Source organism: Curtobacterium sp. AC273 (assembly GCF_979253735.1).
In genome coordinates this window covers 18,803-37,287 of the sequence record NZ_CEEDDU010000005.1, presented here as the reverse complement: position 1 = coordinate 37,287, position 18,485 = coordinate 18,803, and the positions used below count along the sequence as shown (strand labels likewise).

The window sequence follows — 18,485 nt, the reverse complement described above, 5'->3', positions numbered from 1 at the left end:
GCCCGGGCCTCGGAGCAGGCCGCCGACGCCGCGTCGTCCGCCAAGGACGCCGCCGAGCAGGCACGCGACGTCGTGGTCGACGCCGCCGAGAGCACACAGGACCGAGCCGCCGACGCGGTCGAGCGCACCCGGGACCGAGCCGCCGACGCGGTCGAGACCGTCCGCGACACGGCATCCACCGCCCCAGCCGACCGCGCGGCCGCGGCTGCGGACGCCGCCGAGGACGCAGCCGACGCCGCTGAGGACGCCGCATCCGCTGCCGCAGACTCTGCCGACGCGGCCGCGACCGCTGCGGACGGCGACGCCGCCCGGCACCGCCGGGAGCAGCCGTGACCACCGCCTGGTCCGGGAACCGCCGGACCAAGCTCCGCCGTCCCCGGCCACGCGGCGTCTGGATCGCCCTCGGGCATCGGCGTGGTCCTGGTCCTCGGCACCGCACTCGGGGCGTTCCTGCCCCTCGTCGGGTTCCTCAGCGGCGTCACGGCGACCACCTTCGGACTCGTGCCGTTCCCGTTCGTGCGGGTGGCACTCGTCACGATCGCGGGAAACGTTGGTCAACCTCGCGCTGCTCGTCCTCGCCTTCACCCGACGGCACACCGCGACCGCCGCCTCGGCCGTCGTGCTCGCCAAGTCCTCGTGGCCATCGCCGTCACGATCGTGCCGATCGTCCTCGTCGCCATCGGGTCCGCCGACCGCGCCGGTGACGTCTGGCCGATCGTCACCGAGCTCTGGAACCGCTTCACCGGCTGACGCGCCGACTCCCGTGCACCACCAACGAAGGAGCACCACCATGCGCAACCGCATCAACCTGATCGGCGCGATCGTCCTCATCGGCTTCTGGTTCGGTTCCCGCGCCAACCGCCCGGTGATCAAGACCTCCAAGGCCGAGACCGCGCGCGGCGGATCTGGAACGACCCGCACGCCCGCAAGGACCGGAAGAAGCTCGGCAAGAAGCTCGCGAAGGCGGCGAACCGACACCGCTGACGCCTCCGGCGCACTACACATGGATCACGACGTGGACGACTTCCGCGTCGTGATCCGTGTCATGTTCGGCCGTCTCCCCGACATTGTCGTAGTGAAGGAGAGCACCGTGGACAACACCGCAGAAGACGACGCCGGCCTCGCACGGCGCCTCGCCTTCGGGGACAGAGCAGCGCTCGCGACGGCGCCCGACCGCTTCGCGCCGACACTCACCCGGTACGCGTGGGGCGATCGCGGGCAGCCGCCAGGATCGCCGAGGAGATCGTCCAGGACACGTCCCTGACCCTCTGGCAACGCGCCGACGGGCTCCAGCTCCCCACCGGCAGCCTGCTGCCGTGGCTCCTGGTGGTGCGCCGCAACCACGCCAGGAACACCGGCCGCCGCACCGCGAAGAACGCCGGCGACGAACTGCTTTCCGCCGAGCCCGCGGCGCCCGGCGACACGACCGAGGCCTCCGAACAGCTCCGCTGCAAGTACCGCGACGAGATCGCCGCCCTCCCGGACACCGACCGTCGGATCTGCGAACTCTGGGCTCGCTGCAGGGGTACCCTACGCGGAAGCCGCCCAACTGCTCGGACTCAGCTGTCGGAGCGGTCACCCAGCGGGTCTCCCGGTCCCGCCGACGACTCAAGAAGGCGGTGACGCACGATGAACACTGAATCCCCGAGGGAGACGACCCGCAACGCATGCTCGTCTCGATGAAGCAGAACGTCCTCGAAGCGGGCCACCCTCGCCCGAAGCGACACGGACGTCGTGCGGGGCATCGCGATCGGCGTCGTGGGGAGTGCGCCCTGCTCGGTGCCGCCGGCGGCGGGGTCGCGCTCGGCCTCATCCCGACGTCGATCACCGCCGAGCCGGTGCCGACCGGCCACGCCCACCGTCGAGCCGACCCCGACCGAGACCCCGTCCGGGGCGCCGGTCGGGACGCCCGACGCCGACTCTCGACGCCGTCGCCCACGTCGACCCGGCCGCCGTACGTGCGCTGTCCGGATCCGTCCACCTGGACGATCTCGGGAGCGAGGTCGGGCCGATCGCGCTCGGTGGGGAGGACGCCGCCGAGACCGACGACCTGGACGGGATCTACTCGCCCGAGCCCCGCCTCAACCCGGCTGTCACCTTCTGGCTGTCGCAGGACTTCCCGGAACTGACGGTGGTCCGGGCGGACGACGGCACGGTGCAGAGTATCGCGGATCGGGACCGGCGCCCCGGACGCTCAGGGCAACGGCCCCCACGACGGCCGCTGGACTGGGCGTCGGCAGCACCCTCGCCGAGCTGCGGGCGGCGTACCCCGACCTGCACTACACGGAACCGGGCAACGACGACGCCCAGCCGTCGGACTCGCCCTACGGCGGCTGGACGACGACGATCAACGGCGTGTTCGTCAGCTTCCGCTTCCCGCCGGTCGGCTCCGGCGACCGAGCTGACTCGGTCTGGGTGAGCAAGGTGGATCAGTCGCCGCCGACGGAGTTCTGTCCCGCGGGTGACGTCGCCAGACTGGAGGCGCGGATCACGTGAGCCGGTCGGCTCGCGTGGTGCGTGCCGCCAGTCCGCTACCCTCGCGACGTGAAGCGTCTCTCTCCCCGGCCAGCGCTGGGTCCTCGGTCTCGGGCGTGTTCGCGCTGGTCTGCCTCGTCGTCGGTGTTCATCGCGATCGCCGTCGGTGTGACGAACGGGAACGCGATGTGCGGACCGCTCGACGACGACGGGCTCCTCGAGCCCTGCCCCGGGCGACACGTCCGGGGTCATCTGGGGCAGCGTCCTGGGCGCTCAATCGGGCTGCTGCACCTCGGGTTGACGGGCGTCGCGGGAGCCCTCGTGTGGACGTCGACGCCCACGATCGGTCCGAAGCCGATCAAGCGGTCCGGCTCCCCTGCCCGGCCAGACGCAGCGAGTGTTCTCGTACGGCACGCTCCGGCAGCCGCTCGTGCATGGAGTCGCTGTTCGGCGGGCACGTGCCGACCGAACCGGATGCCCTGCCGGGCTGGCGCCTCGAGTGGGTGACGATCACCGACCCGGAGGTCATCCGGACGAGCGGGTCCGACCGGCACCCGATCCTGCGACGGGGCTCCGCGGACGACGTCGTCGAGGGTTCGGTCCTCGCCCTCGGGTACGAGTGGCAGCTCGGCGCGGTCGACCGCCACGAGGTCGCCGACTACCAGCGCATCCGGGTCACGCTCGCGTCGGGGTGGACCGCCTGGGTCTACGTGGCGGCCGACCAGGTCCTGAGCCTGGCTGCGCCGGCCCGAGACCTGCCGCGCAGGTCGGAGATTCAGGATGCGCGACAGTTCTCGCGGCCCAGCACCCGAGAAGTGTCGCTCAGCCCGAGACTTCGGGCACGGCCCGGGGCCGGCCAGCCGCCGCGGCCGCCGCCAGCCGTGCCAGGCCCTCATCGATCGACACCGCCGGTGCCCACCTGCAGGTCGCGACGGGTCCGGCGCTGGTCGAACCAGTGCGCCGTCGACAAAGTCGCTCCGCGAGGAACCGCGTCATCGGCGGCTCGTCCTGCCCCGGGCGCACCCGCCACGCGGCCTCGACGAGCGACCCCGGCGGCCTGGGCCACCCCGGCCGGCACGTGCAGCCGCGGTGCCGGCACACCGGACGCTGCGTAGATCCCGGCGAGCAGCTCGGCGACCGGCCTCGGCTCACCGTTCGTCACGACGTAGGCGTTCCCGTGCACCCCGTCATCGGCGGCGCAGTCAGCGCGGCGACCATCGCGGACGCGGCGTTGTCGACGTAGAGCGTGTCGATGAGGGCTGCGCCAGAGTCGAGCACCGGCAGCCGCCCCGTCCGGGCGCGGTCGACGATCCGTCCGACGAGCTGCGTGTCGCCCGGCCCCCACACCAGGTGCGGCCGGATCGCGACGACGGCGAAGTCCGGGGCGTCGGCGTCGAGGGCGACGAGCTCGGCGGCGGCCTTCGTGCGGGCGTAGTCGCCACGCGCACGAGCCGGTTCGGCCGGACCGGCACCCGCACCGATCGAGTGACGACCCGGTGTGCGCGACCGAGGGCGAGGAGACGAAGACGAAGCGACGGGCCCCGCCCTGCCGAGCCGCGTCGACGAGTGCCCGGGTGCCGTCGACGTTCACGCGGACGAAGTCGGCCGGGTCACCCGCGAGCGAGGACCTTCGCGGCGAGGTGCACGACGGCCTCGACGCCGTCGACGGCGCGGCGGATCGCGTCGGGGTCGGTCATCGAGCCGAGCACGTCCGACACACCGGACACCCCGGAGGGTCGGCGCTGGAACGTCCGGACCCCGTGCCCGGCATCGCGCACGGCCGCGGCCGTCGCCTGCCCGAGGAATCCGCTGGCCCCGGTGACGAGGACGGTCACGGCTGGACCATCCGTCCGCCGGAGCGCACCGCTGCGGTTCGGTTGCGCTATGCTGCGACAGTTCGCCGGCGCCCGACGGTCTGTGAAGCGTCGCTGAGCGCGTGTGAGCACGCACCGCACGCAGCGCACGCGGCGGTCACGGCCGGACCATCCGTCCGCCGGAGAAGCACCGAGGCCGCCCACCGGGACAGCCGCGCACGGTCGACCTTCGAGTTGTGCCGGATGTCCGTCGGCAGCACGGGCACGGTCAGCACCGCGCGAGCGGGATCCCTGCGGCAGCCCGGACCGCTGCGGCCAGCGCTGGGTCAGCGAGCCCCGGACGGCGACGACTGCGACCACGCGCAGGGCTCCTGCCCGGTCGTCTCGACGATCGGCGACGGCCTGCCGCGTCCCGCTCGGTCCGATGCCAGCGAGACCCGGGCCTTCGCCCGACGCCGTCCAGCACGCTCGATGCGCTGCTCGGGACCGACCGGCGTGACGACCCCGGACGGGGTGGTGAGCACGTGCTGCTGCAGCCGCCCCTCGACCCAGAGCCGGCCGGACGCGTCGAGGTGTCCGACGTCGCCGGTGCGGTGCCCGCGGGGGTCGTCGACGCCGAGCGCCGGGACACCCGGTTCGTCCGCCAGAGCCGGTCGTACCGCTCGCGCAATGCGGGGCGCCGCGACGACGATTCCTTCACCGGTGATGCCCGCCCGGTCGGTCAGGGCGCCTGTGGGTCGGCCGACATCGTCGAGCGGCGCGATCTCGGACGTGCACGTGCGCGGCCGGGGCCCCGACGCAGATGCCCTCCTCGGCGGACTCCGACGCCGCTCCGCACCCCGTCGAGGTCGACGTCCGTCATGAGCAGCCCCTCGGTCAGCGCTTCCTCGTAGGGGGTGTGCGCGCTCGCGTTCGGCAGCGAGGTCGGTCGCCGCGGTCAGCAGCGCGGCCGACACCGGGGCGCCGGCCGACAGGAACAGGCCGACGCGGCCGAGCGCCTGGCGGTCGGCTTCCGTCAGCGCGGAGGCCGTCGCCACCACGTTCGCGAGCGCCGCCGGGGACAGGAACACCACGGTCGCGTCGGCGGCCGTCACCGACGCAGCGACCGCCGTCGCCGTGAGCGTGCGGGGCGCGGTGACGTCCATGTCGGGTGCCACCGGACCTGCGCCGAGCGCCGGTCCGAGCAGGGCGAACGGCGCAACCTCGGCGACGAGGCCGGTGCCGACGCCGATGTCGTACTGGGTCGCCAGGGCGTCGCGGACGGCACCGAGCTGCCCGTGCGTGTACACGACGCCCTCTTCGCCGGGCCGGTCGACCCGGACAGGTGAACAGTGACCTGCTGCGGACGCGTCGGACGCGGGTGCAGCGGGCAGGGTCGCGCCCGCTGCGAGACGGCGCTGCACCCGGCGGGCGAGACGTCGACGAGCGTGTGCTCGACGCGGAGCGCCTCGGCGTGCGGCTCCGGGCATCGTGACGGTCGCGATGCGTCGGCCCGGCCACCCGAGCGCGCGGGCGGCACCGAGCCCGGGCAGGGCGCCGATGATCCAGTCGGGACGGGCTCCGCGGACGGCACGGGTCAGGCCCGCGCAGCCCGAGTCCGGCATCGGCCACGACGACGACCGCGCCGATCCGACGCACGGCGTAGAGGACGGCGGTCAGGTCGGCTCCGGGCGTGACGAGCAGCGAGACGCGGTCGCCCGAGCGCACGCCGAGGTCCGCGAGTCCGGCCGCGATCTCCTCGACCCGGCGCGCGAGCAGCCTGCCACGAGACGGTACGGACCCCGCCGGGTGCGGCCATCCTCGACCAGCGCGGGTTCGCCGCTGTCGCGCAGGTCGTCGAGCGCGGCCCACAGTGGAGCGGCTCGCGTCCGTCGCGGCCTCGGTGCCGGCCTTGGAGGCGCGGCTCGTCCCCCGCGGGCACGTGGCCGTCCGGCAGGTGGTCGCCGAGCCACTCGAAGACCGTTCCGGCGACGTCGGCGTCGTCCGGCAGCAGGTGCCCGGCGCCCTCGAAGCGGTGCACGTCGGCCTGCGGCAACCGCTCGGCGAGGTCGTCGAGGTACCGCTCGAGGAACACGGGGTCTGCGCGGGCCCCACATGAGCAGCGCGGGGACGTCGAGCGCCGCGACCCCCGCGGCGATCCGGTCGAGTTCGGGGGCGCTCGGGTGCGCGCTGTCGACGGGAATGTCGGCGACGAACCCGCCGATCCCCCCGCGACGGGCGGCCCTCGCGGTACGGCGCCCGGTAGGCGTCGGCGGTCGGCCGGTCGAGCTTCGGGTGTGCGATCGCGAGCGTCGTCTCGAGGAACGCCGGCGTGATCGACGGTCGCCCGGCCGAGGAGCCCCGGGCGCAGGGCCAGCCGGAGCGGCGCCGGGATCGGGGCGTCGGCGGGCTGGTGCACGGCGGTGCTGCACGCCTGCACCGCCACGACGAGGTCCGGGTGGTCGACCGCCCAGCCGAGGGAGACGACACCGCCCCAGTCGTGGCCGAGGGTCACCACCGGGCCGGTGAGCCCGAGTTCGTCGGTCAGTGCGCCGAGGTCGCGGACGCGTTCGGGCAGCCAGCGCTGGTGCCCGGTGCGCTCCGAGAAGCCCATGTCGAGCTGGTCGACCGCACGACCCGCCACGCCGGACCGCTCCGCGCGGGCGACCTCGAGCGACCGCGCGGCGACCGACCGCCACAGGTACGACCAGGCCGGGTTGCCGTGCACGCAGAGCAGGGTGCCCACCGGGCGCACGCCGAGGGCGTCGAGGGAACCGGCCGTGCCGAGGAGGTGCCAGGTGCGGCGCGGGGCGAGTCGTGCCTCCCGGCCTCGGTCAGCAGCGACAACTGGGACGGTCAGCGAGACGCGACCCAGGGCGGGGTCGAGTCCGGGCAGGGGCGGCGGGAGCGCCGCCGGAGCCGTGGCAGCGGCGACGCGCGGGAGGCCGGACCCTCACCAGCGCAGTTCCACCATACGCCGCGCTTGATGCCGGAACCGACACCGCCGAGGAAGACCCGGTCGCCGCGGGTGATGCTGCCGTTCGCGACCTCGTCCGCCAGGGTGATCGGGATCGACGCCGGACCGACGTTGCCGAACCGCTGGCAGGTCGCTTCGGGACCTTGTCGCGCGGGATGCCGATCGCTTCGACGAAGGCGTTCGTGTGCACGTCGGAGACCTGGTGCAGCACGTACCGGTCCATGTCGGCCCAGTCGAAGTGCGCGGCCTCGTTCCAGGCGGCGACCACGAGCTCCATGCCGCCCTTGAGCAGCATCTTCGCGTCCGTAGAACATGCCGTCGACGCTGCCCACGCAGAGGTCGTACCACCGCGTCGCGGCGCGGGTGACGCCGCCCACGATGCGGTGCCCCTCGGGGCGGGCATCGGACGGGCCGAGTACGGCGGCCGCGGCACCGGACCCGAGGGTCAGGCTCGCGAACTCGCTCATGAAGTCCTTGCGGTTCCGGCCGCCCTGGTTCAGGCGGTCGATGGTGTTGAGCTGCACCTGGTCGGCGTCCTCGCCGTCGACGACGAGCGCGTACCCGATCTTGCCCGAGTCGATCATGCCCGCGGCGACGCTCATGGCGTTGACGAACCCGGAGGCACGCGTTCGCGATGTCGAAGTTGATCGCCGACGTCGGCAGGCCGAGCCCGTGGTGCAGGCGGACCGCGACGGACGGCTCGAGGTGCGGACGGGTCACCGACGTGTTGATGAGCAGACCGATGTCCTCGGGGCGGACACCCGCCTCGGCCATCGCGCGACGGCCGGCGTCGATCGCGGCGTCCTGGAAGGTCTGGCCCTCGCCCCAGTTGCGGCGCTCGGTGACACCGGCGACGCGTTCGAGCAGCCCCATCGGCAGACGGAGGCGACGAAGGACGCCGCGGAGGCGCGCCTCGATGTCGGCCGAGGTCGTCACCCGCTCGGCCGTGGTGGTCGCCACGGACAGCAGCGAGACGTTCTGGTGCTTCGCCGTGGCGTTGCCCGGCCGCTCCGGATCGTTGCTCGTCGCCTGGTCGACCGGCCGTTCCGTCATGATCGTCACCGACACATACTTCCGCATCTGGCCTGTGTGCGCGATCCGGATGCGCTGGACGGCCCTGAATCCGGGCAATGCATTGCATGTGAAATACATATTGCATACGATGGCTACCGACCCCTTCGATCGGAGCCCCGAATGCCCCCGCTCAGCAAGTCCACCTCTGCCGCAGCCCCTCCTGCTGGCCTTCGCGCCGTTGGCGGTGCCGGACATGGCCGCCGCGACGACCTTCACGACGGCACCCGCGCCGACCGAGGAGCGAGCCGACGAGTCCGTGGAGCCGGAGGCTCCGGGCGAGGGCGAGGGCGAGTCGCCTGTCGACAGTGGCGCGCCTGTCGAGCCCGAGGCGCCCGCGGACACCGCGGCCCTCGGTCGACGCCGACCCCGCCACGAAGCCGGAGCCGGCGCCGGCGCCGAGCACCGCACCCGCCCCGACCCCCACCCTCGAGGCGCAGCCCCCGACCGACGAGGTCACGCCGAACGAGACGCCGATCAACGTCTACGTCCAGGGCGCGACGGACGCGACCGGCCAGCCGGGACAGCGGTTCGAGACGTCGATCTTCAACGTCAAGAACTCGAGTGGCTTCACGATCCCGAGCCGCTCGCTCGACTTCCACTGGACCATCACCGGCCCTGCGACCTTCACACGCGGACGACCGCCGTTCTCCGTGGCGAACTCCGGCACGGCGAACGTCGCGAACTGCACGTTCACGTCTCCCACGCAGACCGACCGCCTCGGAGCGAACCCCCAGCCGCTCAACACCGGAGGAGCGAACTACAACCACATCCGGGTGCCGGTCACCGTTGACGCTTCGGCGCTGCCGGGCGACGTCGTCACGGTGTACGGCTCGTTCGCCCCGAACGCCGCCACCGACTACGTCAACACGAACGAGCAGACGACATCGACGTGGAAGGTCACCATCCCGCTGACCGCCGCCGTCATCGACGAGCCGACCGCAGCCGTCGGACCGAAGCCGACCATCACCGGCCAGGGCGTCCCCGGCGGCACCGTCGACGTGACCGTCGGTGACCGGGCACCGGTGAACGTCCCCGTCGGCGACGACGGCACCTGGTCGCTCCCCGTCACCGAGGCGCTGTCGGACGGGTCGGTCACCGTCACCGCCGTGCAGCACCGCAACGGCTTCACCGCCGAACCCACCACGGCGACCCTCGACGTCGACGCCACCGCCCCCGACGTCCCGATCATCGACGACCCCGGCACCCTCGCCGACCCGACCGGACCCATCACCGGCGCGGCCGAGCCGGGCGCCATCGTCATCGTCCGCGACGAGGCCGGCAACGAACTCGGCCGCGACCGCGCGGACGAGGACGGTGACTTCTCCGTCCGTCTCGACGCACCGCTGCCCGAGGGCGCGACCGACCTCGTGGTCGTCGCCGCCGACGCGGTCGGCAACGAGTCCGGCCCGGCGACCGCGACCGCTGTCGTCCCGGACACCACCGCGCCCGACGCTCCGATCGTCGAGCGCCAGGACCTCGCGACCCCGACCGGTCCGGTGGTCGGAACCGCCGAGCCCGGCTCCATCATCATCATCCGTGACCAGGACGGCAACGAGATCGGCCGGGGCGAAGCGAACGACGACGGCGACTTCTCGGTCGAGCTGGACGAGCCGCTGACCGAGGGCGACCACGGCCTGGAGGTCGTCGCACAGGACGACGCCGGCAACGAGTCGGCTCCCTCGCCCGTGACCGTCACCGCACCCCGACGTCACCGCACCAGATGCGCCGATCAGCACGACCCCCGAGTTCCCCGCCCGACGGCACCGGCCCCTTCACCGGGTCGGCCGAACCCGGTTCGACGGTGATCGTGCGTGACGCCGACGGCAACGAACTCGGCCGTGCCGAGGCCCGCGACGACGGGCAGTTCACCATCGTGCTCGACGAGCCGCTCGACGACGGCGCGCACGACCTCGAGCTCGTCGCGCAGGACGAGGCCGGCAACGTCTCGTCCCCGACGCCGGTCACGGTGCACGTGGACGACGACGCTCCGAACGCACCGGGCGTGACCGGTCCGACCGACCTCGCTGACGGCAAGGGTCCGGATTACCGGGACCGCCGAACCCGGCTCGACGGTCATCATCCGTGACGAGGACGGTAACGAGATCGGCCGCGGCGAAGCCAACGACGACGGCGACTTCTCGATCGAGCTCGACGAGCCCCTGGACGACGGCGAGCACAAGCTCGAACTGATCGCACAGGACGACGCCGGCAACATCTCGACCCCCACCCCGGTCACCATCGACGTCGACACCGAAGCACCCGACGCACCCGTCGTCACCAGCCCGTCCGACCTGAGCGATGGCAAGGGACCGATCACGGGTACCGCGGAGCCGGGCTCGATCGTGATCATCCGCGACGAGGAGGGCAACGAGCTCGGCCGCGGCGAAGCCAACGACGACGGCGACTTCAGCATCGAGCTGGACGAGCCCCTAGACGACGGCGAGCACAAGCTCGAACTGATCGCCCAGGATGACGCCGGTAACGAGTCCGACCCGACCGACACCACGGTTGACGTCGACACCGAAGCACCCGACGCACCAGTGGTCACCAGCCCCTCTGACCTCGACAACGGCAAGGGCCCCATCACCGGGACCGCGGAGCCCGGCTCCACCGTGATCATCCGCGACGAGGACGGCACCGAGATCGGCCGCGGCGAAGCCAACGACGACGGCGACTTCAGCATCGAGCTGGACGAACCGCTGACCGATGGCGAGCACAAGCTCGAACTCGTCGCTGCAGACAAGGCCGGCAACGAATCCGACCCGACCGACACCACGGTCGACGTCGACACCGAAGCCCCCAACGCACCCGTCGTCACCAGCCCCAGAGAACTCGACAACGGCAAGGGCCCCATCACCGGGACCGCGGAGCCCGGCTCGACCGTGATCATCCGCGACGAGGACGGCACCGAGATCGGCCGCGGCGAAGCCAACGACGACGGAGACTTCTCGATCGAGCTCGACGAGCCCCTCGACGACGGCGAGCACAAGCTCGAACTGATCGCCCAGGACGACGCCGGCAACAACTCCGAGGAGACGAAGACCACCGTCGACGTCGACACGAAGGCACCGACGGCGCCCGTCGTCACCAGCCCCAAGGACCTCGACAACGGCAAGGGTCCCATCACCGGGACCGCCGAACCCGGCTCCACCGTGATCGTCCGTGACGAGAACGGCAACGAGATCGGCCGCGGTGAGGCCAACGACGACGACGACTTCTCGATCGAGCTCGACGAGCCGCTCGACGACGGCGAGCACAAGCTCGAACTGATCGCCCAGGATGACGCCGGTAACGAGTCCGACCCGACCGACACCACGGTTGACGTCGACACTGAAACGCCCGACGCACCCGTCGTCACCAGCCCGTCCGACCTGAGCGACGGCAAGGGCCCGATCAGCGGGACGGCGGAGCCGGGCTCGACCGTGATCATCCGCGACGAGGACGGCAACGAACTCGGCCGCGACACCGCGGACGAGAACGGCGACTTCGAGATCGTCCTCGACGAGCCGCTCACGGACGGGGCGCACGACCTCGAACTGATCGCGCAGGACAAGGTCGGCAACGAGTCGGACCTGACGAAGACCACCGTCGACGTCGACACCGAGGCCCCGGCGGCACCCGTCCTCGAGGCGTTCGACGACATCGTCGACGGAACCGGCATCGTCCGGGGCTCCGTCGAGCCCGGCTCGACGGTCGTCATCCGCGACGCCGACGGCCGCGAGATCGGCCGCGGGACAGCGGACTCCGACGGGCGGTTCGCCTTCCGGACGACGGTTCCCCTGGAGCCGGGAGCACACCTGCTGTCGGTCGTCGCCGTGGACCGCTTCGGTCACGTCTCACCGGGCTCGAGCATGCTCGTCACGCTCGTCCCCGAGAGCGAAGGCGATGACGATGGCGATGCCGAGAACGACCACGGGGCCGGAACGGGAATCGCGTTCCCGGTGATCGTGACCCCGGGCACCGGCACGCAGCTCGGCACGACCGACGATCGCACCGCACCCGCTCCGGAGACCGACGGAGCCAGCCCCACCGGCACCGCCACCACCAACCGTGAGCTCGCCTTCACCGGCGTCGAGCTCGGCGGCTGGCTCGCCGCCGCGCTGACCGCGCTCGGGCTCGGCGCCGTCCTGCGCCTGCTCGCGCGCCGACGCCAAGGCGACGTGCGCGGCCACTGAGCCCCGGACTGCGGACTGGAGGCCCGGATCACGTACCCGACGAGGGGACGCGATCCGGGCCTCCCGGCTGTCACGGCGCTGCAGCGCCCGAGCGCTCAGCCCTCGGTCTGCAACGGCTCCTTCGGCAGCTTCCGCACCTTCGCGCGCCGCTTGCGGCGCTCCGGGATCATCGACCGCATCTCCTCGAGCTTGCCGAAGCAGAGCAGACGGTCCCCCGGCTCGAGGGCGACGCCACTGCGCGGGTTCGGGATGACGTTCGAGCCGCGGTGCAGCGTGAGGACCGTGATGTCGCGGTCCCAGAGCCCGGACTCCTTGATCGTCATCCCGACCAGGTCGGCGTTGGTGTGCACGAGGAGCTCGGCGACGCCGTAGCCGGTCGAGACGGACAGCCGCTGGCGGACGTCGATCTCTGGGAACGCCACCTGGTTCGCGATGAAGTCGACGATCGCACCGGCGATGTCGAGGCCGGTGGCGCGCTCGACGCCCTCGAGTCCTGGCGAGGAGTTGACCTCCATCACGAGCGGCCCGTCGTTGCCCTCGAGCATGTCGACGCCGGCGACCTTGAGGCCCATGATCTGCGCCGAGCGCACGGCCACCGCCTCGTACTCGGGCGAGAGCGTGACCTTCTCGACGGTGCCGCCGCGGTGCACGTTCGAGCGGAACTCGTCACCCGACGCGGTCCGGCGCATCGCCGCCACGACCCGGTCACCGACGACGAGGGCCCGGATGTCACGACCGCGGCTCTCGGCGATGAACCGCTGGATCAGGACGTTCTGCTTGGTGGAGTGCAGCGTCTCGACGATCGACTCGGCCACCTTCGCCTCGGGTGCCAGGATCACACCGATGCCCTGCGTGCCCTCGAGGAGCTTGATGACGACGGGCGCGCCACCGACCCGTTCGATCGCCCCGCGCACGTCGTTGCGGCCGGCCACGAAGGTCGTCGCCGGCATGCCGATGTCGTGCCGCGACAGGATCTGGTTCGCCCGGAGCTTGTCGCGCGAGTTCGTGATGCCGTTCGCCGTGTTCGGCGTGTAGACGTCCATCTGCTCGAACTGCCGCACCACGGCGGTGCCGTAGTAGGTGATCGAGTTGCCGATGCGGGGCAGGACGGCGTCGTAGTCGCTGAGGAGCTTGCCGCGGTAGAGCAGGTCGGGGTCCTCGCCGGACAGGTCGATCGCGAACCGCAGGGTGTTGAGCACCTTCACCTCGTGCCCCCGGTCGATCGCAGCGGCCCGGAGCCGCTCGGTCGAGTAGCGCGTGCGGGGCACGCGACAGGATGGCGAGTTTCATCGGTGCGGCTCCGCGGGGTGTGGGGGACGAGGGGCGACGACGCTCCATCCAAGCATGCGACAGGATGGGCACATGGCCCGCGCTCCGAAGTCCTCCGACAGCGGGCTCGTCGTCGCCGGGTGGCGGGAGTGGGCGGGACTGCCCGACCTCGGGATCCCGTGGATCAAGGTCAAGCTCGACACCGGAGCCCGGAGTTCGGCGCTGCACGCGTTCGACCTCGAGGAGCTCCCCGGCGACCGGGTGCGGTTCTCGGTGCACCCGTGGCAGGACACCGATGCCGACGCCTCCACGATCGAGTGCGACGTGCACGACCGCCGCATCGTGCGGAGTTCGACGGGCCACACCCAGGAGCGGATCGTCGTGCTGACCGAGATCGCCCTCGCCGGGCGGGTGTTCCAGGCCGAGGTCACGCTGAGCAACCGCGACCAGATGGGCTTCCGGATGCTCGTCGGACGCGAGGCGCTCCGGCAGGGGTTCCTGGTCGACCCGGCTCGCTCGTTCATGGCCGGACGCGCCCCGAAGGAGATCCGCCGGCGCAACCGCGGGCGCGCCTGACGCAGCCCCGACGCTCGCCGGTCAGGCGTGCAGGTGGTGCGCCAGGAACGCGAGTTGCTGCGGGGCCATGCGGCGCCAGTACGCGTGCGTGTGCCCTCCGGGCTCGAACCCGCCGGACGGGCGCCGGGTGAAGCCGTCCACGTAGGTCCGGACCGCCGGCTCGAAGCCGTCGCCCGTGCCGCAGTCCACCCGGACCGCGACGCCGTCGAGCGCGTGCTGCCGGCCGAGCACGGTGTTCGCACGGAAGTCGGCCGCGTCGTCGAAGGCCCCACGTGCCGTGTCGCCCGCCGACGTCCAGAGCGCGGGACTGATTGCGGACACCGCCCGCACGTGCGCCGAGCCGAGCACGCCCCCGAGGTGCAGGGCGCCGTACCCGCCCATCGAGTTGCCGACGAACGCCAGGCGCGTGGTGTCGAAGCCCCGGCGGGCGAGGAGCGGGAGGAACTCGTCGACGACCATCGTCGCGGGGTCGTCGCCGTCCGCCCGTCGGTGCCAGTACCGGTTGCCGCCGTCGACCGCGGCGATCGCGAACGGCGCACCCCGGCGGCGACGTGCGCGGCGAGGAAGCGGTCGTACCCGAGGTGGGTGCCGAAGAAGTCGCCGTGACCGCTGCCGTACCCGTGCAGGGCGACCGCGATCGGCAGGGGCGCGTCCGTGTGCGGGGCCGCGACGGTCCAACCGACCGTGCGTCCCGCCCGCGCGGCGGAGACGAACGAGCCCGAGGTCGAGGGGACCGGCGTGGCGTCGGGGATGGTCCCCGCCGGACCGTCGAGGCCGAGCGCGCGGAACATCGTCGACCGACCGGGCAGCAGGCGCAGGTTCACCGCCTCGCCGACCGCTGCGGCGCCGAGGACCGCGACGCCGGCGGCGAGGAGCGACCTGCGGGTGACCCGTGCCGCGCGCGAGCCGCTCATCCGAGCGGGACGGTGCCGTCGGAGGTCACGCGCTTCATCACGAGTGTCGAGGAGATTCGCTGCACACCGGGCAAGGTACCGAGTTCGGTGTCGTAGAACACCTGGTACGCGGCGAGGTCTCGTGTGAGGACACGCAGGAGGTAGTCCGGGTCGCCGAAGAGCCGCTGCGCCTCGACCACGTTCGGCATCGACCGGACCCGCTCCTCGAAGCCGGCGATGGTCTCGAGGTCGGTCCGGCCGAGCGTGACGAACACGATCGCCTCGAAGTGCAGCCCGACCGCCTCGGGTGCGACCACGGCACGGTAGCGCTCGATCGCGCCGGACTGCTCGAGCGCCTTCAGGCGGCGGTGGCAGCTGGAGAGGCTGAGACCGACCTCGGATGCCAGATCGGTGGCGCTCATCCGGCCGTCGTGCTGCAGCAGTGAGAGGATCTCCCGGTCGAGTGCGTCCATGCCGGGAATCATCGCAGACGAACCGGGTGTCGCGCGGGAGGATCGGAGCACATCCCACCGGATCCGCCGTAGCGTCTCGGATCGTGGACCTGACCCTGATGCTCCAGTTCTGGACGGTGGCGCTCCTGCTCGCCCTGACGCCCGGCGCGGACTGGGCGTACGCCATCGCGGCCGGACTGCAACCGCGGTCCGTGGTGCCGTCGATCCTCGGCATGGTGAGCGGCTACGTGGTCGTCGTGATCGTCGTCGCGCTCGGCATCGGTGCGCTCGTGACGGAGTACCCGGCGGCACTGGCGGTCCTGACCCTGGCCGGAGCGGCGTACCTGCTGTACCTCGGCGCCAGCACGTTGCTGGCCCGCGCCGGCGCGGTCGTCGCGGCCAGTGACCGTCCGGTGGGGACGAGCGCGCGGACCCGATTCCTCCGCGGTGCCGGCGTGAGCGGCATCAACCCGAAGGGGGTCCTGCTGCTGCTGGCGCTCCTGCCGCAGTTCGTGTCACCGCACGGCTGGCCGGCCCCGGTGCAGATGGGGGTGCTCGGCAGCCTGCACCTGCTCGACTGCGCCGTGGTCTACCTGCTCGTCGCGCTGGCGGCGCGGCGGATCCTCGGGTCGCGACCGCGGGCGAGCGTGGTGGTGACGAAGGTGTCCGGCGTGCTCATGGTGCTCATCGGTCTCGGGCTGCTGGCCGAGCAGGTCGCGCCGCTGGTGCACCGCTGACCTCGGCGGTCGCCGTGTCGACGAGCGCCGCAGCGACCGTGCGGGCGGTCTCGGTGCCGAGCGCGGGATCGCGCAGGCGCATCGCGAGGTACCCCGACACGACGAGCACCAGCTGGTCGGCGAGCGCCGCGGCGTCGCCGACCACGGGGCCCGCGAGACCGAGGAGCCGGCCGCGCAGTGTGCCCGTCTCGAGGTCGAGCACGGCTCGGACGTCACCGGGAGCGTCGGCGTACTCGGCGGCGGTGCCGAGGAACGCGCACCACCGCGACCCGGCGGGAGTGGACCGGTAGGCGTCCAGCGCGTCGAAGACCGACAGCAACCGGCTCCGGTCGTCCTTGGCCCCTTCGGCGACGCGCTCCCACGTCGCCACCCAGTCGTCGTGCCGTCGCCGGAGTGCGGCGGCGACCAGGGCTTCCTTGCTGGCGTACCCGCGGTAGAGCGTGGCGCTGGAGATCCCGGCGCGCTCGAGCACCGCGTCGATCGGCGTCGCGGCGATGCCCTGCGTGAAGAAGAGCTCCTCGGCGGCGTCGAGGAGCTTCTGCTCGGTTCCTGGACGCATCGCCATGGAAGCACCCTAGGCTCTCAAAAGTGAAACGATCGTTTTCGTCACGACAGCGGGTCCTGCTCGCGTCCGGGCTCGGCCTCATCGCGGCGACGTACGGGCTCGTGCGGCTCGCCTACGGCCTCTTCCTGCCCGACGTGCAGCGCGACCTCGCCCTGCGCTCGGACGCCGCCGGCTGGATCTCGTCCGGCGCCTCGGCGGTGTACTGCCTGGCCGCGCTCGCCGGCTTCGTCCTGGCCGCGCGGGTCCCCCGCGTCCTCGTCGCCGTGGCGGCCGTCGTCGCGGGCGGGGGCGCGCTCGGCATGGCAGCCGCGGCCGGACCGGTGCCGTTCGGTGTCGCGTCCGTCGTGGCCTCGGGCGGAGCCGGACTCGCGTCGCCCGCCCTGGTGCAGCTCGTCGCCGCGCGGCTCCCCGCTGCCGCACAGGGCCGCGCCCAGGCGGTGGTGAACTCGGGCACGGGTCCGGGGCTCGTCGGCGCCGGCGTCCTCGCGCTGGTGCTCCTGCCCGACTGGCGGACGGCGTGGGCCTGCTCGGGCGTGTTCGCCCTGGTGGTCGGGGGCGTGCTGCTCGTGTCGACGCGGGGCGGCCGGCCCGGCCACACGACCCGGACCCCCGTGCCGGACACCGCGTGGTGGCGTCGGCACGGCGCCGTGCTGGCGCTCGCGCTGCTCTTCGGGGCCGGGTCGGCGGTGGTGTGGACCTACGGGCGCTCGCTGCTCGTCGACGCCGGTGCCCCGGTCGTCGTCTCGGTGTCCGCGTGGATCGCGCTCGGTCTCGGCGGCGCGGCCGTGGTGGTGACGGCGCCGTGGACCAGTCGGCTGCGTGCGCGGGGGCAGTGGGCCGTCACGACGGCAGCGGTGGCACTCGCCGTCCTCGCACTCGGGACCGCGCCGCAGTCGACGGCGCTCGCGCTCGTGGCCTGCGCGGTGTTCGGTTGGGGCTACACCGCGGCGACCGGGTCCCTGATCGCGTGGACGACCGAGATCGATCCGGACCGGGCGTCGGCCGGCACGTCGGTGCTCTTCGTGGCACTCGTCCTCGGGCAGGCCGGTGGAGCCGCCGCGGCCGGAGCGCTGCTCGGCTCGTCCGGCGCCCCCGTCGTGTTCGCGGTCGCCGCACTCGTCACCGCGGCGTGCGCGGCACTCGGGCTGCGGATCAGAGGAGCGGACGCAGCTCGATCGTCCGGTTGCACGCCGCCGACGCCTCACCCGCCACACGGAGCGCGGTCTCGGCATCCGGCAGGTCCATGACCCAGAACCCGGCGACGAAGCGATCAGCGGCGACGACCGGCCCGGGGGTGGTGCTGGTCGTGCCGGAGCGGGCGTCGACCACGGTCGCGTCGGCGGGCGCGGAGACCCCGGCGGCGAACACGATCGCGTCGCCGAGTCTCGTGTTGAAGGCGTCGACCGCGTCCATCTCGGTCTGGGTGCCGGACTCGGTCCGGCCGGTGGCCTCGGCCTGCCCGTCGTCGATGACGTTGACGAGGAACTGCATGGTGTCTC

At 72.7% G+C, this 18,485-nt stretch carries 15 protein-coding genes and 5 pseudogenes; 10 read left to right on the top strand and 10 right to left on the bottom strand.

Going from position 1 to position 18,485, the window contains the following annotated elements:
- Positions 1–72: 72 nt before the first annotated feature.
- From ACZ8AI_RS07070 to ACZ8AI_RS07055, 4 genes are all read left to right on the top strand, one after another.
- The gene (locus ACZ8AI_RS07070) at positions 73–333 is read left to right on the top strand and encodes a hypothetical protein (protein ID WP_464857603.1); all 261 of its coding nucleotides are present in this window, start codon (positions 73–75) and stop codon (positions 331–333) included.
- An 81-nt stretch (positions 334–414) separates the two neighbouring features.
- Positions 415–750: an MFS transporter permease gene (locus tag ACZ8AI_RS07065; RefSeq protein ID WP_464857601.1), complete on the top strand. Its 336-nt coding sequence runs from the start codon at positions 415–417 to the stop codon at positions 748–750.
- Positions 751–790: 40 nt separating this feature from the next.
- Positions 791–1,264 carry a hypothetical protein gene (locus ACZ8AI_RS07060; RefSeq protein WP_464857599.1) on the top strand — a complete coding sequence of 158 codons (474 nt, stop codon included), beginning with the start codon at positions 791–793 and terminating at the stop codon, positions 1,262–1,264.
- 403 nt (positions 1,265–1,667) lie between these two features.
- Positions 1,668–2,129: a hypothetical protein gene (locus tag ACZ8AI_RS07055; RefSeq protein ID WP_464857597.1), complete on the top strand. Its 462-nt coding sequence runs from the start codon at positions 1,668–1,670 to the stop codon at positions 2,127–2,129.
- 1,168 nt (positions 2,130–3,297) lie between these two features.
- Here ACZ8AI_RS07055 and ACZ8AI_RS07050 read toward each other — a convergent pair.
- The 5 genes and pseudogenes from ACZ8AI_RS07050 to ACZ8AI_RS07030 form a co-directional block, all read right to left on the bottom strand.
- Positions 3,298–4,310, bottom strand: a pseudogene (locus tag ACZ8AI_RS07050) (NAD-dependent epimerase/dehydratase family protein).
- Between the two features lie 305 nt (positions 4,311–4,615).
- Positions 4,616–5,893 carry an acyl-CoA synthetase family protein gene (locus tag ACZ8AI_RS07045; RefSeq protein WP_464858160.1) on the bottom strand — a complete coding sequence of 426 codons (1,278 nt, stop codon included), beginning with the start codon at positions 5,891–5,893 and terminating at the stop codon, positions 4,616–4,618.
- 46 nt (positions 5,894–5,939) lie between these two features.
- A pseudogene (locus ACZ8AI_RS07040) lies at positions 5,940–5,996 on the bottom strand (hypothetical protein); the annotation flags it as partial.
- A 331-nt stretch (positions 5,997–6,327) separates the two neighbouring features.
- Positions 6,328–6,996 (bottom strand): annotated as a pseudogene (locus tag ACZ8AI_RS07035) (alpha/beta fold hydrolase); the annotation flags it as partial.
- A 225-nt stretch (positions 6,997–7,221) separates the two neighbouring features.
- Positions 7,222–8,298 (bottom strand): annotated as a pseudogene (locus tag ACZ8AI_RS07030) (3-oxoacyl-ACP synthase III).
- A 326-nt stretch (positions 8,299–8,624) separates the two neighbouring features.
- Here ACZ8AI_RS07030 and ACZ8AI_RS07025 point away from each other — a divergent pair.
- Genes ACZ8AI_RS07025 through ACZ8AI_RS07015 form a run of 3 tightly spaced genes read left to right on the top strand, consistent with a single transcriptional unit; the run spans position 8,625 to position 12,494 of the window.
- Positions 8,625–10,124, top strand: coding sequence for an Ig-like domain-containing protein (locus ACZ8AI_RS07025; protein ID WP_464857595.1), 1,500 nt, complete (start codon positions 8,625–8,627; stop codon positions 10,122–10,124).
- Between the two features lie 2 nt (positions 10,125–10,126).
- On the top strand, positions 10,127–10,405 hold the full coding sequence (locus ACZ8AI_RS07020) for an Ig-like domain-containing protein (RefSeq protein ID WP_464857593.1): 279 nt from the start codon (positions 10,127–10,129) through the stop codon (positions 10,403–10,405).
- The gene (locus ACZ8AI_RS07015; RefSeq protein WP_464858109.1) at positions 10,344–12,494 is read left to right on the top strand and encodes an Ig-like domain-containing protein; all 2,151 of its coding nucleotides are present in this window, start codon (positions 10,344–10,346) and stop codon (positions 12,492–12,494) included. Before ACZ8AI_RS07020 ends, ACZ8AI_RS07015 begins: the two co-directional genes overlap by 62 nt.
- A 95-nt stretch (positions 12,495–12,589) precedes the next feature.
- Here ACZ8AI_RS07015 and ACZ8AI_RS07010 read toward each other — a convergent pair.
- A pseudogene (locus ACZ8AI_RS07010) lies at positions 12,590–13,784 on the bottom strand (RimK family alpha-L-glutamate ligase).
- 72 nt (positions 13,785–13,856) lie between these two features.
- Between ACZ8AI_RS07010 and ACZ8AI_RS07005 the strand changes: the two are divergent.
- On the top strand, positions 13,857–14,339 hold the full coding sequence (locus ACZ8AI_RS07005) for an ATP-dependent zinc protease family protein (protein ID WP_464857591.1): 483 nt from the start codon (positions 13,857–13,859) through the stop codon (positions 14,337–14,339).
- A gap of 21 nt (positions 14,340–14,360) precedes the next feature.
- Here the strand turns inward: ACZ8AI_RS07005 and ACZ8AI_RS07000 are convergent, their stop codons facing one another.
- Both ACZ8AI_RS07000 and ACZ8AI_RS06995 read right to left on the bottom strand, forming a co-directional pair.
- Entirely contained in the window at positions 14,361–15,017 is a 657-nt protein-coding gene (locus ACZ8AI_RS07000) for an alpha/beta hydrolase-fold protein (protein WP_464857589.1), read from the bottom strand.
- 232 nt (positions 15,018–15,249) lie between these two features.
- The gene (locus ACZ8AI_RS06995; protein WP_464857587.1) at positions 15,250–15,705 is read right to left on the bottom strand and encodes an Lrp/AsnC family transcriptional regulator; all 456 of its coding nucleotides are present in this window, start codon (positions 15,703–15,705) and stop codon (positions 15,250–15,252) included.
- An 83-nt stretch (positions 15,706–15,788) separates the two neighbouring features.
- On the opposite strand from ACZ8AI_RS06995, the gene ACZ8AI_RS06990 reads away from it, so the two are divergent.
- Complete coding sequence (locus ACZ8AI_RS06990) at positions 15,789–16,421, top strand: LysE family translocator (protein ID WP_071291114.1); 633 nt, start codon at positions 15,789–15,791, stop codon at positions 16,419–16,421.
- Here ACZ8AI_RS06990 and ACZ8AI_RS06985 read toward each other — a convergent pair.
- Positions 16,369–16,986, bottom strand: coding sequence for a TetR/AcrR family transcriptional regulator (locus ACZ8AI_RS06985; RefSeq protein ID WP_464857584.1), 618 nt, complete (start codon positions 16,984–16,986; stop codon positions 16,369–16,371). The genes ACZ8AI_RS06990 and ACZ8AI_RS06985 overlap by 53 nt on opposite strands.
- 23 nt (positions 16,987–17,009) lie before the next feature.
- On the opposite strand from ACZ8AI_RS06985, the gene ACZ8AI_RS06980 reads away from it, so the two are divergent.
- Complete coding sequence (locus ACZ8AI_RS06980; RefSeq protein WP_464857582.1) at positions 17,010–18,233, top strand: MFS transporter; 1,224 nt, start codon at positions 17,010–17,012, stop codon at positions 18,231–18,233.
- Here ACZ8AI_RS06980 and ACZ8AI_RS06975 read toward each other — a convergent pair.
- Complete coding sequence (locus tag ACZ8AI_RS06975) at positions 18,139–18,477, bottom strand: YciI family protein (protein ID WP_464857580.1); 339 nt, start codon at positions 18,475–18,477, stop codon at positions 18,139–18,141. The genes ACZ8AI_RS06980 and ACZ8AI_RS06975 overlap by 95 nt on opposite strands.
- Positions 18,478–18,485 lie beyond the last annotated feature (8 nt).

Coding starts and splice junctions, on each gene's coding strand:
- ACZ8AI_RS06975 (WP_464857580.1), bottom strand. CDS start 18,477: ATGCAGTTCCTCGTCAACGTCATCGACGACGGGCAGGCCGAGGCCACC.
- ACZ8AI_RS07045 (WP_464858160.1), bottom strand. CDS start 5,893: ATGCCGGACTCGGGCTGCGCGGGCCTGACCCGTGCCGTCCGCGGAGCC.
- ACZ8AI_RS07060 (WP_464857599.1), top strand. CDS start 791: ATGCGCAACCGCATCAACCTGATCGGCGCGATCGTCCTCATCGGCTTC.
- ACZ8AI_RS06985 (WP_464857584.1), bottom strand. CDS start 16,986: ATGGCGATGCGTCCAGGAACCGAGCAGAAGCTCCTCGACGCCGCCGAG.
- ACZ8AI_RS07005 (WP_464857591.1), top strand. CDS start 13,857: ATGGCCCGCGCTCCGAAGTCCTCCGACAGCGGGCTCGTCGTCGCCGGG.
- ACZ8AI_RS06995 (WP_464857587.1), bottom strand. CDS start 15,705: ATGGACGCACTCGACCGGGAGATCCTCTCACTGCTGCAGCACGACGGC.
- ACZ8AI_RS07055 (WP_464857597.1), top strand. CDS start 1,668: ATGCTCGTCTCGATGAAGCAGAACGTCCTCGAAGCGGGCCACCCTCGC.